This is a genomic window from Sphingomonas changnyeongensis, assembly GCF_009913435.1.
In the GTDB taxonomy this organism is placed as follows: domain Bacteria; phylum Pseudomonadota; class Alphaproteobacteria; order Sphingomonadales; family Sphingomonadaceae; genus Sphingomonas_B; species Sphingomonas_B changnyeongensis.
Map to the genome: position 1 here is coordinate 673,754 of NZ_CP047895.1, position 17,084 is coordinate 690,837.

The following is a 17,084-nucleotide window of genomic DNA, read 5'->3' on the forward strand; positions in this document are numbered from 1 at the left end:
ACCGGTTGGAAAGCCGGGTCCGCCGCGCTAATCGCCAGCGGATGACGAGCGCCCCCACGCCGATGATGGCCCAGTATCTTCGGCTCAAGGCAGAAGCCGGCGACTGCCTGTTGTTCTACCGCATGGGCGATTTTTTCGAGCTGTTCTTCGACGATGCCCGCCGGGCCGCCGCGGCGCTCGACATCGCGCTCACCGCGCGCGGCGAGCATGACGGGCAGAAGGTGCCGATGTGCGGCGTCCCCGTCCATGCTGCGGAGACCTATCTCGCCCGGCTGATCAAGGCCGGGTTCAGCGTCGCCATCGCCGAGCAGACCGAAAGCCCCGCCGAGGCGCGGGCGCGCGGATCCAAGGCGCTCGTTGAACGCGCGATCGTGCGGTTCGTGACCGCAGGCACGCTGACCGAGGATGCGCTGCTCGACGCGCGGCGCGCCAACTGGCTGGTCGCGCTCGCCGACGCGGGGGGGCAGACCGGGCTGGCGGCGGCCGATATCTCGACCGGCCGGTTCGAGATTGTCGAGCTGCCCCCCGAGCTGCTCGACGCCGAACTTGCCCATTATGCCGCCGCCGAGCTGATCGCGCCCGAGGGCTGGCCGCGCGGCGACGTGCAGCCGCGTCCCCGCGCCGATTTCGACAGCGTGGCCGGGGAAAGGCGGCTGTGCGACCTGTTCGGCGTGGCGACGCCCGACGGGCTGGGCGGCTTTGGCCGCGCCGGGCTGGCGGCGGCGGGCGGGCTGATCGCCTATCTCGACCATGTCGGGCGCGGGCGGCTGCCGTTTCTCCAGCGGCCGCAGCAGCGCATGGTCGCGCAGCACATGCTGATCGATGCGGCGACGCGCGACAGCCTGGAAATCGTCCAGGCCCAGGGCGGCGGCCGCGCCGGCAGCCTGCTCGATGCCGTCGATCGCACGGTGACGGGGGCGGGGGCGCGGCTGCTCGCCGCCGATCTCGGCGCGCCGCTCACCGACCGGGGGGCGATCGAGGCGCGGCTCGATCTGGTCGGCCTGTTCCATGATCCCGCGCTGCGCCATGATGTCCGCGCGACGCTGCGCGCGCTGCCGGATCTGGGCCGCGCGCTGGGCCGGCTGGTCGCGGGACGCGGCGGCCCGCGCGAGCTGGCGCAGCTGCGCGACGGGCTGGCCGAGGCGCGGCGGCTGCGCGACCGGCTGGACCGGCTGCCCGATCCGCCGGCGCTGCTTGCCGCGCTGCTGCCGGCGCTTGGCGGCCATGCCGCCTTTGTCGATCTGCTGAGCCGTGCGCTGGTGCCCAGCCCGCCGCTCGATGCCGCGCAGGGCGGTTACATCGCCGAAGGCTATGACGCCGCGCTCGACGCGCTGCGCGGGCTTGGCGGGGAAGGGCGGCGGGCCATTGCCGCGCTGGAGGCGCGCTTCCGCGACCAGACGGGGATCGCCGCGCTCAAGATCCGCCACAATGCGGTGCTCGGCTATCATATCGAGGTGCCGGCCCGGCATGCCGACCGGCTGATGGCGGCCGATTCGGGCTTTACCCATCGCCAGACGCTGGCCGGGGTCGTCCGCTTCAACGCGCCCGAGCTGCACGATCAGGCGCAGAAGGTCGCCCATGCCGGGGCGCATGCGCTCGCCGCCGAGGCCGCGCATCTGGAGGAGCTGACCGCCGAGGCGCTCGGCCGGCGCGAGCCGATTGCGGCGGCGGCGGATGCGCTGGCGCGGCTCGATGTCGCAGCGGGGCTTGCCGAACGCGCGGTCGAGGGCGGCTGGACGCGCCCGGCGCTCGCCGACCGGCCGGTGCTGGAGATTGGCGGGGGCCGGCATCCGGTGGTCGAAGCGGCGGTCGCGGCGACCGGCGGCCGGTTTGTCGCCAATGACTGCGCGCTTGGCGACGAGTCGCGGCTGTGGCTGGTCACCGGGCCGAACATGGGCGGCAAATCGACCTTTCTGCGCCAGAATGCGCTGATCGTGCTGCTCGCCCAGGCGGGCAGCCATGTGCCGGCGGAAACGGCGCGGCTGGGCATTGTCGACCGGCTGTTCAGCCGTGTCGGCGCGTCCGACAATCTGGCGCGCGGGCGTTCGACCTTCATGGTCGAAATGGTCGAAACCGCCGCCATCCTGGCGCAGGCGACGCCGAACAGCTTCGTGATCCTGGACGAGGTCGGCCGCGGCACCTCGACCTATGACGGGCTGGCGATCGCCTGGGCGGTTGTCGAGGCGGTACACGGCCTCAACCGCAGCCGCTGCCTGTTCGCCACCCATTATCACGAGCTGACGCGGCTCGCCGGCAGCCTTGAGTCGCTGTCGCTCCACCATGTCCGCGCGCGCGAATGGAAGGGCGATCTGGTGCTGCTGCACGAGGTTGCGCCGGGGCCGGCCGACCGTTCCTATGGCCTCGCGGTCGCCAAGCTTGCCGGGTTGCCGCCGGCGGTGCTGGCGCGCGCCCGCGACGTGCTGGGGCGGCTGGAGGCGGGGCGCGCGCGCACCGGGGGGATTGCGGCCGGGCTCGATGATCTGCCGTTGTTCGCCGCCGCGCCGCCCGAGGCCCCGGCGGCCGATCCGCTGGCCGATGCGCTGGACGCGCTTGATCCTGACGCCATGACGCCGCGCGAGGCGCTCGATGCGCTTTATGCGCTCAAACGGCTGGCGCGCGCGGCGGCACGGGACGGCTGAACTGGCCCGGCCGGCACGAAAGCCGGCCCTGCCGGTTGGGCTTTGCCGGCAAAGCGCCTAAAGCTCTGGCATGGCCGCGCGTCTTGAAACCCTCGCCAATCGCCGGGCGATCATCGACCGGCGTGCTTTGTCCGACGCGCTGGCGGCGCTTGACGGCGACGGCCCGGCGCTCAGGGCGCAGATGGTCGCGCTGCTCAAACAGGCGCTTGAGGCCGGGCGGGCGGAAATCGCCCGGCGGCTGGAGGCGCGGCCCTCGCAGGGGCTGGAGGCGGCAGCCGGCCAGGCATTTCTGATCGACCAGCTGCTGCGGCTGGTCTTCGACCTCACGACCAAGCGGCTCTATCCGGTCAGCAACCCGACCGCCGGGGAACGGCTCTGCCTGTTGGCGGTCGGCGGCTATGGCCGGGGCGAAATGGCCCCCTATTCGGACGTCGACATCGCCTTTCTCACCCCCTGGAAGCAGACCGGGTGGAGCGAGCAGGTGATCGAATCGATGCTCTACACGCTCTGGGATCTGGGGCTGACGGTCGGCCATTCCAGCCGGTCGCTCGACGATATGGTGCGGCTGGCGCGCGCCGACCTCACAATCCGCACCGCGCTGCTCGAATCCCGTTATGTCTGGGGCGATCAGGCGCTGGCCGACGAGGCGCAGGCGCGGTTCCGCCGCGAGGTCGTGGCCGGCACCGACCGCGCCTTTGTCGCCGCCAAGCTCGCCGAGCGTGACGAGCGGCATAAGCGGATGGGCGACAGCCGCTATGTCGTTGAACCCAACATCAAGGAGGGCAAGGGCGGGCTGCGCGACCTGCATACCCTGTTCTGGATCGGCAAATATGTGAACCGGCTCGACCGCGTCGAAGGGCTGGTCGATGCCGGGCTGCTGACGCCGACCGAGCTGCGCCAGTTCCAGCGGGCGGAAAACTTTCTGTGGGCGGTGCGCTGTCACCTGCATCTGGCCGCCCGCCGGGCCGAGGAGCGGCTGACCTTCGATCTGCAGCGCGAGATTGCCGAGCGCATGCATTATGCGCAGCGCCCCGGCCGTGCCCCAGTCGAACGGTTCATGCAGCATTATTTCCTGCAGGCGAAGATGGTGGGCGACCTGACCGGGGTGTTCCTGGCCCATCTGGACGAGCAATTCGCGCGTGCCGGCCGGCGGTTCACCCTAGCCGCGATCCCGCGCCGGCCGCGCAAGCTCAACGGCTTCCGGCTCGAACGCGGGCGGCTGGCGCTGCCCGATGACGGTTTCTTTGCCGAGGATCCGGTGCGTCTGGTCGAGCTGTTCGCGCTGGCCGACCGGCACGGGCTGGAAATCCATCCCCAGGCGATGCGCGCCGCGCGGCGCGATGCGCGGCTGATCGATGCGCGGGTGCGCGCCGATGCGCGCGCCAATGCGCTGTTCCTCGATGTGCTGACCAGCCCGCGCGATCCCGAAACCGTGCTGCGCTGGATGAACGAGGCGGAGGTGTTCGGCCGCTTCGTGCCCGATTTCGGCCGCGTCGTCGCGCAGATGCAGTTCGACATGTATCATCATTATACGGTCGACGAGCATTCGATCCGCGCGATCGGCCTGTTGGCGCGGATCGAGGCCGGGCAGCTCAGGGCCGATCATCCGATCGCCAGCCAGATCATCCACCAGATCGTGTCGCGCCGCGTGCTCTATGTCGCCGTGCTGCTGCACGACATCGCCAAGGGCCGGGGGGGCGATCACAGCGTGCTGGGGGCCGAGGTCGCGATGCGGCTGTGCCCGCGTCTGGGGCTGAGCCCGGCGGAAACCGAAATGGTCGCCTGGCTGGTGCGCCACCATCTGCTGATGTCGGCCACCGCGTTCAAGCGCGACCTGGCCGATTTCAAGACCATCCTCGATTTCGCCGAAACCGTGCAGAGCCCGGAGCGGCTGCGGCTGCTGATGCTGCTGACCATCGTCGACATCCGCGCCGTCGGCCCCGGCGTGTGGAACGGGTGGAAGCGCCAGCTGCTCGCCGATCTGTTCGAAGCCGCCGAGGAGGTGCTGCGGCTCGGCCACAAGCAGACCGGGCGGCGCGAGCGGATCGCCGCCAAGCAGGCGGAGCTGAAGGAGCGGCTGGGCTGGAGTGCTGCGGCCTTTGCCGCCTTTGCCGACCGGCTGCCCGAGCCTTACTGGATCGCGGAGCCGGCCGACATCCTTGAACGCAATGCCCGCCATGTCGCCGATGCCGGCGACGGCACGCTGTCGATCGCGGCGCAGGTCTATCCCGAACGCGGGGCGACTTTGGTCACCGTCTATGCCGCCGACCATCCGGGGCTGTTCTACCGGATCGCCGGTGCCATCCATCTGGCCGGCGCGACCATCATCGATGCGCGCATCCACACCACGCGCGACGGCATGGCGCTCGACAATTTTCTCGTCCAGGATCCGTTCGGACGGCCGTTTGACGAAGACGACCGGCTGGCGCGGCTGCGTGCGGCGATCGAGGATGCGCTCGCCAACCGCAACCGGCTGGCCGACCGGCTGGCCGCCAAGCCGCTGCCGCGCCCGCGCGCCGATGCCTTCCGCATCGAACCGGTGGTGCTGATCGACAACAAGGCGTCGAACCGCTTCACGGTGATCGAGGTCAATGCCCGCGACCGCCCGGCGCTGCTCAACGCGCTCGCCTATGCGCTGTTCCAGTCGAAGGTGACGATCCATTCCGCGCACATCGCCACCTATGGCGAACGTGCGGTCGATACCTTCTATCTGACCGATCTGATCGGCGACAAGATCAGCGCGCCGCAGCGGCTGAAGGCGCTGGAGCGGCGGCTGCTCGAAGCTGCAGAGGGCGCACCGCCCGACCGCGCGGCAGCCTGACGGGCAGGAACGGCTTTCGATCCGGTCGCACCGCCGCGACGACGCTTGTTGAGCCATGAAAAAGGGGGCGGCACTCGGGTGCCGCCCCCTTGTTTCGTTCCGGCCGGTCGGGCCGGCGCCGCTCAGAAGCGGCTGCGCAGCGTCAGGCCATAGGTGCGCGGTTCGCCGAGGAACGCCGAGAAGATCTGCGTGCCGCCGGGGAACTGCGCCGCCGGGAAGGCGGTCAGGTTGGTGCCGCCCGCCTGGAAGGGCGAGTTGAACGCCACCTGGGTGAAGCGGGTGTTGAACAGGTTCTGCGCCCACAGTTCGAGCGACCAGAGCTCATCCTTGCCGCGCAGGCCGATACGGGCATTCACCACCGTGAAGCCATCCTGTTCCTTTTGCGGGAACAGGTCGGAGCCGGTGTTGAAGTCGTTCTGCGTGCGCGCGTCGAAATAGACGAGGCCCGACATGCCGTTGCTGCCGATCGGCGGCGTCCAGCTGAGCGAGGCGGTCGCGACCGACTGCGGCGCGAGCGACAGCTGCTGACCCGGCAGCAGGCGCAGCGCCGGATCGAGCGGAGCGCCATTGTCGGTGCCGACAAGGTTCGATTCGAACTTGGTGTCGGCATAGGTATAGCCAAGGCCGATCGACAGATAGCGGGTCGGCCGCAGCGAGGCTTCGAGTTCGACACCCTGGCTGAGCACGCCCGGAACGATGTCGTTGGCACCGCACTGACCGGTGGTCGCGCTCGTGTCACGATCCGCGCCGCCCAGATCGCTGCCGCAGCCATTGATGTTCTGGACGATGAAGAACGCGCCGTTGAACGTGTTGAGCTGGAAGTTCTGGAATTCCTGCCGGAAGATCGCCGCGTTGAGCGAGAAGGTGCGGGTGGAATATTTCAGGCCCAGTTCGAAGGCGTCGTTGATTTCCTGGTCGAACTGCAGGTTGCGGACCAGCGCCTGCGCGCCGCCCAGGCTGGCAAAGGTCGCGACCGGCGCCTTCAGGCCCGAACGGTCGAGGTTGAAGCCGCCCGCCTTATAGCCGCGCGAATAGCTGCCATAGACGAGCAGGTCGTCGGTCGGCTTCCACGACAGCACGCCGGTGCCGGTGAACTCGCTTTCGTTGCGGCGATCGTTGATCGTCACCCCATTCAGCTCGGCGGTCGAGTTGCCCTGGCAGCTCAGGCCGAGGATCCCGCTCGCCACGCTGGCAAGCGGCGTCGCCAGCAGGCCGCTGAGCAGCGCCTGGTTCTGGGTGCAGACGGTGTTGTCGTTGGCGAAGCTGGCGTTCAGCCGCTTGCGTTCATTGGTGTAGCGCAGGCCGATCGTCAGATCGAGCTTGCTGGTGATGTGGAAGATGTTGTGGGTGAACAGCGCCCAGTTGCGGCTGTTCTGGAAATAACGGTCGCGGATGGTGCCCCGGTCGTTGAGCGTGTCGAGCCGGTCGAGCCCGGCCACCGCCAGCGCGCCGCCCGCGCCGAGCGATGTCAGCCCCGCATTGAGCGCGGCACGGCCGGTCGGCGACAGACAGCCGGTGTTGCCCGGCGAGAAGAAGGGCGACAGCGCCGCATTCACGAAGCGGCAGCTGGCGAACCGGCCATATTGCGCGCCGAAGCGCAGATTGTCGGTCAGCGTCAGGTCTTCATCCGAGAAAAAGCCGCCGACGAGCCAGTCCAGCTTGTCGTCGAACGCCGAGCCGTTGAGGCGCAGTTCCTGGGTGAAGGTCTTGAACTCGCGCTGCTGGGCGCTGTTGCCCGGGGCGCGGTAGAGAATGTCGACAAAGCCATAGTCGACATCGCCCGCCTGGTTGGTGCGATAGCTGCGATAGGCGGTGATCGAGGTCAGCGTGGTGTTGCCGAGGTTCCAGTTCACTTCGCCCGACAGGCCCCAATCCTTGGTGATGCCGGCATAGGACCGGCCCGGGGTGATGGCGATATCGCGCGAATAGGGATTGCTGAACCGAGCGGTCGGCTGGCCGAGCGCGGTCAGCACCGGAATGATCGAGTTGGCGTTGCTGAGCAGCCCGCCGACCTGCGGCACGGTCGCCTGGTCGAGATAGACGGCGGCGCAGCATTCCTCGTTGCGGTCGGTATAGTCGCCGATCAGGCGGACGGTCAGGTCCTCGCTCGGCTCGAACAGCAGCTGGCCGCGCAGGAACAGGCGGTCGCGGTTGTTGAGATCGCGCCCGCTGACCGTGTCGCGCAGAAAGCCGTCGCGCTTCGAATAGACCGCGTCGAGCCGCGCCGCGAGGGTGTCGGTCAGCCCGCCGGTGATCGCGCCCGCCAGGCGGTAGTAATCATAATTGCCGTACTCGCCCTCGACATAGCCGCCCAGATCGAAGCTCGGCTTTTTCGAGATGACATGGATGAGACCGGCCGAGGCGTTGCGGCCGAACAGCGTGCCCTGCGGGCCGCGCAGCACTTCGATCCGCTCGATCTCGCCGAGTTCGTTCAGACCGATGCCAGAGCGTGAGCGATAGACCCCGTCGATGAACACCGCGACCGAGCTTTCAAGGCCGGGATTGTCGCCGACCGTGCCGATGCCGCGGATACGGGCCGAGCCGTTCGCTTCGGTGCCGGTCGACGACACGAGCAGCGACGGAGCGATCTGGTTGAGCTGGCGGATGTCGAACGCGCCCGAGTTGCGCAGCGATTCCCCGGTCACGGCGGACACGGCGATCGGAATGTCGGACAGCGCCTCGGCGCGGCGGGTGGCGGTGACGACGATGTCGCCGGCATTCAGCCCGCGATCATCCTGTGCGGACGCCGCCTGGTCCTGCCCGGCGCCCGTCTGGGCTTCCTGGGCAAAGGCCGGGGCGGCCGTGAACAGGCAGGCAGCAGAGATCAGCCAAGATGCTTTTTTCATCAACCCCTCCATAGGATTTCTTGTTCTTTGGGGAGAAAACCTAGAGGCGGTCGTCTCCCATATCCAGCGCCGTCAGCGTCTGGGCGCATGAAATTCCGCCCCGGCGCGGCGTTTTTGCCACACTGAGGGATCGGGATCACGTCTGACGCTACGGCAACGGTCGGATGGCCGGGGTGCGGGAGGCCCTCCCGCACCCCGGTCAGCGTCAACGGCTGCGGATAAAGGCGCGGATGTCGCGGGTCAGCTTGGCCCGGTCCTCGTCGCGCACATACATCATGTGGCCGGATTCATAATATTCGAACTTGATCCGGTCGGCCGGAAAGCCGGTGCGGCTGAGGGCATATTCGGCCCCGAAGAACGGGGTGGCGAAGTCATAATAGCCCTGGCCGACGAAGATCCTGAGACCGCTATTCTCGCGCAGCGACCGGCCCAGATAGGGCGCGACCGACTTGTAATAGACGTCCTCGCCCCGGCCCAGATCCCAGTCCCAGGGCTGGACCGAACCGATGGTCACATATTGGCGGTCGGTCTTGAACCCCAGATCGTCGCGCACATAGGCGTTGATCGCCGCCGCATAGCCGGCATCGATGCCGTAGAAGCTCGGGTCATTGTCGAACCCCTCGCCGGCATTGTCGCGGTCGCGGCCGGTATAGCGGCTGTCGAGCCGCCCGACGACGAGCCCCCGGTCGCGCAGCAGCTCCTTCCAGAACCGGCCGGGCGCGGGCCGCAGATCGGTGCGTTCCAGAAACTCTTCCGACAGACCGGTGAAGCGGGCGAGCTGGCGACGCACCGCCGCGCGTTCCTCGCCGGCCAGCGCCACGCCCTTGAGCAGCGCGGTGGCGTAGGGGCCGGTGGCAAAGGCGCGCGCCTCGGCAACGAACGCGGCAAGGCTCGCCGGCCGGTCGGCGACCTTGTTGTGATACCAGGCGACCGCCGCCATCGACGGCACGGCGATGACATAGGGCATGTCATTGCCCTCGACCTCGGCCTGCGCGCCGAAATCGAGAATGGCCGAGATCAGGATGATCCCGTTGAGCCCGACATCGTTATACTGGCCCTCCAGCTCGTTCGCGACCGCGGCCGAACGGGTGGTGCCATAGCTTTCGCCGCCGAGGAATTTCGGGCTGTTCCACCGGCCATTGTCATTGAGCCACAGGCGGATGAACTGGGCGACGGCTTTCGCGTCCTTGGTCACGCCCCAATATTCCTTGGGGTCGGTCTTGCCGAGCGCATGGCTGAAGCCGGTGCCGACCGGATCGATGAACACGATGTCGGTGACGTCGAGCAGCGAATCCGGATTGTCGACGATCGGATAGGGCGGGGCGCCGTCGTCACGGCCATCCGACGGGATGGCGACCCGCTTGGGGCCGAACGCGCCCATGTGCAGCCAGACCGAGCCGGAGCCGGGGCCGCCGTTGAACAGGAAGGTCACGGGCCGGCTGGGGTCGCGCGGTTCCTTGACATAGCTGTAGTAATTGATCGCCGCCTTGGGCGTGCCGTCATTGTCCTTCAGGAACATTTCGCCGGCGGTCGCGGCATAGCTGATGCGCTGGCCGCCAAAGGTGCCGGTGCGGCGCACGGTCACGATCTGGGGCGCGCGTTCGGCGGACTTTTCGGCGCGGCTTTCGTCCTTGGGCTTGTCCTGCGCGGCAAGCGGGGCACCAAGCGGGGTGGCCAGCAGGCTTGCGGCGAGCAAGGCGGCGATCCTGTTCTGCAACATCATCTCTCCCTTTTCGCCGCGGCATCGGCCCGGCGGCGCGCAGCCTATGTGTCATCGGCCGGGCGCGGGCAAAAGCCCATTTTCGACGAACCACAAGCCGCAGGCCGCCTGCCGGGTCCGGCGCAGGTTTGGCGCACGCCGCGAAAGCCGCTATGGGCCGGGCATGACCCCCCTTCATCTTGGCCAGACCTCCGCCCTGCCCGCCCGGCCCGAGGATGCGGTGCTCGATTACGTGCCCAATCCGCGCCCGGGCCGCCCCTATCTGGTGCGCTTCACCGCGCCGGAGTTCACCTCGCTGTGCCCGGTCACCGGCCAGCCGGATTTCGCGCACATCGTCATCGATTATGCGCCCGCCGCCACGATCGTCGAATCCAAGTCGCTGAAGCTGTTCCTGGGCGCGTTCCGCAACCATTCCGGCTTTCACGAGGATTGCACGGTCGGCATCGCCGAGCGGCTGGTGGCGGAAATGCAGCCGCTCTGGCTGCGCATCGGCGGCTATTGGTATCCGCGCGGCGGCATTCCGATCGACGTGTTCTGGCAGTCCGGCCCGCCGCCCGAGGGCTGTGGCTGCCCGATCAGGGCGTGCCCGGCTATCGCGGCCGCGGGTGATGACCCGTTAATGACAATGGTGTAAGCTGCCGGACATGACGACCGCCGCCCCGCACGAGCACCCGATTCGCATCCTGCCCGACGACATTGATTTCATGGGCCATGTGAACAACAGCCGTTATCTGAACTGGGTGCAGGATGCGGTCGTCAGCCATTGGCGGCGCTTCGCCCCGGCGGACGAGGTGGCGGCCAAGCTGTGGGTCGCGCTCAAGCACGAGATCACCTATCGCAAGCCCGCCTTCATCGACGATCAGGTGATCGCGACGGTGATGCTGGAAAAGGTCGAAGGCGCGCGCGCCTTTTACGAGACGCTGATCAAGCGCGGCGAGGAGGTGCTGGCCGAAGTGCGCTCGAGCTGGTGCTGCATCGACGTCAACACCCGGCGTCCTGTGCGGCTGGCCGCCGATCTGATCGCCCGCTTCATGCAGCGGATGGAAGAGGTCGGCGACCGCGCCTGACCGGCGTTACCGGCCTTCGCGGTCCAGCCGGATCGCCCGGCCATGGCGCGTCAGGACGAGCGCGCCGCCTTCCACCGCCAGTCTCTCGCCCCTGAAATCGGCGACACCCATGTCATTGGGTTCGAACCGGAACTGGATCCGCCGCGCCGGCCCGGCCAGGGGGTGCGCGGCGAGCGGCACCGGAAAGACCGGCAGGTCGGGGACGATCGCCACCACCCGGCGCGCCGGATCGAGCGGCACGCGGCCATCCTCCTCCGCCTCGACGAACACCGGCCGCGGGGCATCGGCATAGGTGACGGCAAGCGTCAGCGGCGCGCCCTGCAGCAGATCGGGGTCGCTGAGCGACACATGCAGCGCACCGTCCGTGCTGGCGAGGTCGCTGACCACGGCAAAGCGCGGCGGCCTGACCGCCGGCTCGGTGGTCAGCACGATCCCGCCATCCGCCGCCGCCCAGCGCCCGCGCGCTGCCTCGTCCAGCCCGCCATAGCTGAGCGCGAAGCGGAACCGGCCATCGGCCCCCAGATCGAGCTGGGCGGCGATTTCGGGCTGGTGGGCGACATAGATGCCCGGCCCCGCCGCCTCCGTCGGCGCAGCCGCAAGCACTGCCAGCATCGCGCCGATCTGCACGCCGCTCATCATCGCGCCTTGGTCTCCATATCGGTTGTCATCGCCTCCCGGTCCTATTTGAGCAGCGTGCCCAGCATCCCGCGCAGCAGCTGGCCCGCCAGCCCGCCTTCGCTGCGCCGTCGCCGTCCACCGCCGCCAAACATGGCGCGGCCGATTTCGTTCGCGACCTGCCGGCCGAGCGACGAGGATGCAGCGCGCGCCGCCGAGCGCAGCGCGATGTCGAGCGTGCCCTGACCCGATCCGCGCGCATCGTCCGGCTCCTCGTTTGCCGTCCTCGTCTGCGCGGCCCGCGCCGCTGCCGCCTCGGCCCGGGCGGCCAGCATTTCCTCGGCCGATTCGCGGTCGATGCGCGTCGCATATCGCCCGCCAATCGCATCGGCGGCACGCACCGCCGCCCGTTCCTCCGCCGTCAGCGGGCCGACGCGCGAGGCGGGCGGCTTGATCAGCGTGCGCGCGACCGGGCTCGGCGCGCCATCGGGCTGGAGCAGCGACACCAGCGCCTCCCCGACCTTCAGCTCGGTGATCGCGGTTGCGACATCGACGCCGGGATTGGCGCGAAACGTCTCGGCGGCGGCGCGGATCGCCTTCTGGTCGCGCGGGGTGAAGGCGCGCAGCGCATGCTGGACGCGGTTGCCCAGCTGCCCGGCGACGGTGTCGGGAATATCCACGGGATTCTGGGTGATGAAATAGACGCCGACGCCCTTGGAGCGGATCAGCCGCACCACCTGCTCGATCTTCTCGATCAGCGCAGGCGGGGCCTCGTTGAACAGCAGGTGCGCCTCGTCGAAAAAGAACACCAGCTTCGGCCGGTCCGGATCGCCGACTTCGGGCAGCCGCTCGAACAGTTCGGACAGCAACCACAGCAAAAAGGTCGAATAGAGGCGCGGGCTCGCCATCAGCCGGTCGGCGGCGAGCAGATTGACGACACCGCGCCCGGCCTCGTCGGTCTTCAGGAAATCGGCGAGGTCGAGCGCCGGTTCGCCGAAGAAATGGTCGCCCCCCTGCGCGCGCAGCTGCAGCAGCGCGCGCTGGATGGCGCCCACGCTCTGCTTCGACACATTGCCGAAGCTGGTCGTCAGCTCGGCCGCCCGTTCCGCGCAATGGGCGAGCATCGCCTGCAGATCATCAAGGTCGAGCAGCAGCAGCCCGTCCTGATCGGCGACGTGAAAGGCGATGGTCAGCACGCCTTCCTGCGTGTCGTTGAGGTTCATCAGCCGGGCGAGCAGCACCGGCCCCATGTCCGACACGGTGGCGCGCACCGGATGCCCCTGTTCGCCGAACAGGTCCCAGAACTGCACCGGCGTGTCGGCATAGGCCCAGTCGGTCATGCCGATCTCGGCGGCGCGCGCGGCGAAGATCGCATGGGTCTTGGCGAGTGGCGATCCCGGCATGGCCAGCCCGGCCAGATCGCCCTTCACATCGGCGACGAAGGACGGAACGCCCGCCCTGCTGAACCCTTCGACCAGCCCCTGCAGCGTCACGGTCTTGCCGGTTCCGGTCGCCCCCGCGATCAGCCCGTGGCGGTTCGCGCGGCGGAAGTTGAGCAGCTGCGGGCTGTCGGCCAGACCCGTCGCGCCCATCGCTGCGCCGATGAAGATCCCGTCTTCGGCCATCGCCCTTCGCTCCCCCTTGCCCGGCCGCAATCGTCCAGCTTCTCTTGGTAGCGCCGGGGGGTGACGGGGGCAAAGAAAAACCCTCCCCCGCACCGGGCGGGAGAGGGCTTTCGTGCCGGATTGCGGCGTTACTTCTTGATGCGCACGCCGATATAGCGCGGCGGATTGGCCCCGCGCTGGACGAGCAGCAGCACGCTGCCGCGCTCGGCGGCCTTGGCCTCGGCCACGGCCGCCCGGACATCGTCCAGGCTCGCCGCCGGACGGCGGTTGATCGCGATGATGATGTCGCCGCGCTGCAGCCCCTTGGTCGCCGCATCGCTCGACGGATCGATGCCGCCGATCACCAACCCGCGCGTGTTCGCCGGCGCGCCGACCTGACGCGCGATCGCCGGGGTCAGCGGCTGCACGGCAAGCCCGATCGCCGCCTGCGCGGCGGCCTGGGTGTCTTCGTCATTCTCCTCATTGCCGAACTGGCCGTCTTCGCCGCCGAAGCGCTGTGCCAGCTGCTCTTCGGGCGGACGCTCGCCGACCGTGACCGTCACCGTCATGCGGCGGCCGTCGCGGAGCAGCTCGATCGGCACCTTGGCCCCGATGGCGCTGTTCGAGACGAGATAGGACAGGGTCTGGTCCGGGGTCACCGGCTCGCCGCCGACCGACACGACGACGTCGCCCTGGCGGATGCCGGCGCGTTCGGCGGCCTGGCCGGGCTCGACGCCGGCGATCAGCTCGCCCCGGTTCTTTTCAAGGCCGAGCGATTCCGCGATCGTCTCGTCGATCGGCTGGATCTGGACGCCCAGATAGCCGCGCTTGACGCGCCCGCCCTTCATCAGCTGGTCGATCACCGGCTTCGCCTGTTCGGCGGGAATCGCAAAGCCGATGCCGACATTGCCGCCGGAGGGCGAGAAGATCGCGGTGTTGATGCCGATGACATTGCCATTGAGGTCGAACATCGGCCCGCCCGAATTGCCCTGATTGATCGAGGCATCGGTCTGGATGTAGCGGTCATAGGCGCCGCCCTGGCCGGTGTTGCGATGCAGCGCCGAGACGATGCCCGCGGTCACCGTGCCGCCAAGGCCGAACGGGTTGCCGATCGCAAGCACCCAGTCGCCGACGCGGGTGCGCGTCGAATCGCCGAACTGGACGAACGGCATGTTGGCCGCATCGATCTTGAGCACCGCGAGGTCCGACGCGAGGTCGCGGCCGATCAGCCGCGCCTTGAACTCGCGCCGGTCGGGCAGGGTGACGGTGATGGTTTCGACCACCGCGCCCTCACGCCCCGGGGCGACGACGTGATTGTTGGTGACGATGTACCCGTCGGCCGAAATGATGAAGCCGGAGCCGAGCGACTGGGCCTGACGGGTGACCGGCCGGCCGGCTTCGCCGCCGCCGAACAGATCGGCAAAGGGCGTGCCCGCAAAGGGATTGGCGGAGCGGACCTGGACCCGCTGGGTGGTCGAGATGTTGACGACCGCAGGCTGCAGGCGCGCCGCGAGATCGGCAAAGCTCTGCGGCGCGCCGCGCGGCGCGGCAGCCGCCGTCTGGGCCTGCTGGGCGCCCAGCGGCTGATGCAGCGTCAGCGAAGAGGCGACACCGCCAAGCAGCAGCGCGGAAGTGATGGCATAGGCGTAGCGCACGTGATCTTATCCTCTCGTGTCACAGCGGTGCGGACCGGAACCGCAGCCTCTTCCCCGTGGAACAGGGCGGCTGAACGGATTTTGAATGACGTTTGTCATCGACATGAACGTCACCGGCCGCGCCCGTTGAACTCCCGCAGATAGGCATTGCCGGGCGACAGGATGATGTTTGTCGCCGCTTCCGGGGTCTGGCCATTGGCGCCGAAGGTCTGGCGATAGGACTGCATTGCCCGGTAGAATTCATAGAAATCTGCATCCTTGCCGAAACTGGCGGCATAGGTGCGTGCCGCTTCGGCATCGGCTTCGGCGCGGATGATCTGCGCCTGTTTGCGGCCCTGGGCGTCGATGGTGAGCGCCTCCTGCTCGCGCGCCGAGCGCATCCGCTCGAACGCCGAATCGAGCGGCGTGCCCTCGGGCAGGTCGGCGCGCTTGATCCGCACATCGACGATTTCCGCGCCATATTGGCGCGCGACCCGGTTCAGCCCGGCCTGGATATTGTCCATGATCTGGCCGCGTTCCGGGCTGAGCAGCCGCGCGAACGGCACCTTGCCCAGTTCGTTGCGCAGCGCCGAACCGAGAATCGGGCGCAGCTGATCGGCGACGCGGCGCTCATTGCCGGCAGTGATGTAGGTGCGCAGCGGATCGATGATGCGGAACCGCGCATAGGCATCGACATTCAGCCGCAGCTGGTCGGTCGACAGCACCTGCTGCCGGTCCATCTCGATATCCATCACCCGCTTGTCGACCCAGACGATCTGGTCGACGAACGGCAGCCGCGCGATCAGGCCGGCACCCGATGTGCCGAAGTTTTCGCCGGGGCGGTAACGGTTGACGATGCTGATCGGCTCGCCGAAGCGGACGATCACCGCCTGCCGCGTTTCGGGAACCACGGCCAGCGTCGAGGCGAGGATGACGAGCAGGGCGATCGCCGCGACCGCCAGCACCGCCGGGTTGCGCCAGTTCAGGGCCGGGTTCACTGCGCCGGCTCCTCGACCGGACGGGCGCGGCGCGCGGCCTCGGGCAACGGCAGATAGGGCACGACGCCCGGTGCTTCGACGATCGTCTTGTCGACCTTGGACAGAACCTGCTCCATCGTCTCGTAATACATGCGCCGGCGGGTCACGTCGGGCGCCAGCCGGTATTCGGCATACACCTTGTCGAACGACGCCGCCTCGCCCTGGGCGCGGGCCGTCACCTGCTGCGCATAGGCGCGGGCATCGTTCAGATAGCGGATCGCCTGCTGCTGCGAGGCGGACACGCGCTTGAAGCTTTCATTGACCGCCTGGGGCGGATCGGCCTGGCGGATGGCGACACCCTGGATGCGCACCCCGGCACGATAATCGTTCAGGATTTCCTGCATCCGCTGCGCGACCTGGGTCTCGATCGCGGTGCGGCCGGAGCCGATCGCATCGTTCAGATTGACCGTGCCGATCACCGCGCGCATCGCGCTTTCGCCGACCTCGCGGATGGTTTCCTCGGGCTCTGCGAGCTGGAACAGGAACAGCGCCGGGTCGCTGATGTTCCAGCGCACCGAATAGGCGAGATCGACGATGTTCTGGTCGCCGGTCAGCATCAGATTTTCCGATTCGGCGGAGGGTGAGCCGATATCGACGGTGCGGATCGCCTCGATGTCCTGCTTGACCACCCGGTCGATGGGGGCCGGGAAACTGATGTTGACGCCCGGACCCATGGTGCCGGCATAGCTGCCCAGCCTCAGGATCACGCCGCGTTCCTGCGGCCCGATGCGGTGCAGGCTGGTGAACAGCACCCACGCCCCGGCAAGGGCGAGCACCGCATAGAGCCAGATCGGCCGTCCGCCGAAATCGGGCATCCCGCCGCGGCCAAAGCCCGCGCGCCCGCGGCGCAGCAGCTCGTCCAGCGCAGTGGGTCCGCCGGGCCGGGGTCCGCGGGGCCGACCGCCCGGGGGCGTGCTCCACGGGTTGCGCGGGGGGCCGCCGTCACCGCCCCCGTTGCCGCCGCTGCCATTATTGTTGCCGCCTTGCCCGCCGCCCCAGGGACCGCCAGCATCGTTCAACATCGCGCCTCGTGGCCTGAACCACCCCGTCGTCCTGCTCATGTGACCCTTTATAGGGAGCGGGTTTCAGAAAAACAGTGTT

The 17,084-nt window shown here is 68.6% G+C and carries 10 protein-coding genes and 1 pseudogene; 4 read left to right on the plus strand and 7 right to left on the minus strand.

Features of this window, described 5'->3' with window-relative positions; genetic code table 11:
• The first annotated feature begins 41 nt into the window (after positions 1–41).
• Both mutS and GVO57_RS03500 read left to right on the plus strand, forming a co-directional pair.
• Positions 42–2,639 (plus strand): DNA mismatch repair protein MutS, encoded by a 2,598-nt coding sequence (gene mutS / locus GVO57_RS03495; RefSeq protein ID WP_456115033.1) that lies wholly within the window; start codon positions 42–44, stop codon positions 2,637–2,639.
• A 70-nt stretch (positions 2,640–2,709) separates the two neighbouring features.
• Positions 2,710–5,460: a [protein-PII] uridylyltransferase gene (locus GVO57_RS03500; RefSeq protein ID WP_160591883.1), complete on the plus strand. Its 2,751-nt coding sequence runs from the start codon at positions 2,710–2,712 to the stop codon at positions 5,458–5,460.
• Between the two features lie 122 nt (positions 5,461–5,582).
• Here the strand turns inward: GVO57_RS03500 and GVO57_RS03505 are convergent, their stop codons facing one another.
• Together GVO57_RS03505 and GVO57_RS03510 are read right to left on the minus strand one after the other, a co-directional pair.
• Positions 5,583–8,306, minus strand: a complete 2,724-nt coding sequence (locus tag GVO57_RS03505) for a TonB-dependent receptor (protein WP_160591885.1) — start codon at positions 8,304–8,306, stop codon at positions 5,583–5,585.
• A gap of 205 nt (positions 8,307–8,511) precedes the next feature.
• Positions 8,512–10,029, minus strand: a complete 1,518-nt coding sequence (locus tag GVO57_RS03510; RefSeq protein ID WP_233281454.1) for a S10 family peptidase — start codon at positions 10,027–10,029, stop codon at positions 8,512–8,514.
• A 160-nt stretch (positions 10,030–10,189) separates the two neighbouring features.
• Between GVO57_RS03510 and queF the strand changes: the two are divergent.
• Both queF and GVO57_RS03520 read left to right on the plus strand, forming a co-directional pair.
• Positions 10,190–10,635, plus strand: a pseudogene (gene queF, locus GVO57_RS03515) (preQ(1) synthase).
• Positions 10,636–10,670: 35 nt separating this feature from the next.
• Positions 10,671–11,093 (plus strand): acyl-CoA thioesterase, encoded by a 423-nt coding sequence (locus GVO57_RS03520; protein WP_160591887.1) that lies wholly within the window; start codon positions 10,671–10,673, stop codon positions 11,091–11,093.
• Positions 11,094–11,099: 6 nt separating this feature from the next.
• On the opposite strand, the gene GVO57_RS03525 is transcribed toward GVO57_RS03520, so the two are convergent.
• The 5 genes from GVO57_RS03525 to hflK form a co-directional block, all read right to left on the minus strand.
• A complete protein-coding gene (locus GVO57_RS03525; protein WP_160591889.1) occupies positions 11,100–11,732 on the minus strand; it encodes a hypothetical protein in 633 nt (210 codons plus the stop codon).
• A 41-nt stretch (positions 11,733–11,773) separates the two neighbouring features.
• Positions 11,774–13,333 (minus strand): helicase HerA-like domain-containing protein, encoded by a 1,560-nt coding sequence (locus tag GVO57_RS03530; protein ID WP_160591891.1) that lies wholly within the window; start codon positions 13,331–13,333, stop codon positions 11,774–11,776.
• 128 nt (positions 13,334–13,461) lie between these two features.
• Positions 13,462–14,967 (minus strand): Do family serine endopeptidase, encoded by a 1,506-nt coding sequence (locus GVO57_RS03535; RefSeq protein WP_160591893.1) that lies wholly within the window; start codon positions 14,965–14,967, stop codon positions 13,462–13,464.
• A gap of 110 nt (positions 14,968–15,077) precedes the next feature.
• Complete coding sequence (hflC, locus tag GVO57_RS03540) at positions 15,078–15,944, minus strand: protease modulator HflC (protein WP_233281455.1); 867 nt, start codon at positions 15,942–15,944, stop codon at positions 15,078–15,080.
• Positions 15,941–17,044, minus strand: coding sequence for an FtsH protease activity modulator HflK (gene hflK, locus GVO57_RS03545; protein ID WP_201752682.1), 1,104 nt, complete (start codon positions 17,042–17,044; stop codon positions 15,941–15,943). The genes hflC and hflK overlap by 4 nt, the downstream gene beginning before the upstream one ends.
• Positions 17,045–17,084 lie beyond the last annotated feature (40 nt).

Bases quoted from the DNA above. Each gene is read 5' to 3' on its own strand.
- mutS (WP_456115033.1), top strand. From the start codon at position 42: ATGACGAGCGCCCCCACGCCGATGATGGCCCAGTATCTTCGGCTCAAG.
- GVO57_RS03500 (WP_160591883.1), top strand. From the start codon at position 2,710: ATGGCCGCGCGTCTTGAAACCCTCGCCAATCGCCGGGCGATCATCGAC.
- GVO57_RS03505 (WP_160591885.1), bottom strand. From the start codon at position 8,306: ATGAAAAAAGCATCTTGGCTGATCTCTGCTGCCTGCCTGTTCACGGCC.
- GVO57_RS03510 (WP_233281454.1), bottom strand. From the start codon at position 10,029: ATGATGTTGCAGAACAGGATCGCCGCCTTGCTCGCCGCAAGCCTGCTG.
- GVO57_RS03520 (WP_160591887.1), top strand. From the start codon at position 10,671: ATGACGACCGCCGCCCCGCACGAGCACCCGATTCGCATCCTGCCCGAC.
- GVO57_RS03525 (WP_160591889.1), bottom strand. From the start codon at position 11,732: ATGATGAGCGGCGTGCAGATCGGCGCGATGCTGGCAGTGCTTGCGGCT.
- GVO57_RS03530 (WP_160591891.1), bottom strand. From the start codon at position 13,333: ATGGCCGAAGACGGGATCTTCATCGGCGCAGCGATGGGCGCGACGGGT.
- hflK (WP_201752682.1), bottom strand. From the start codon at position 17,044: ATGAGCAGGACGACGGGGTGGTTCAGGCCACGAGGCGCGATGTTGAAC.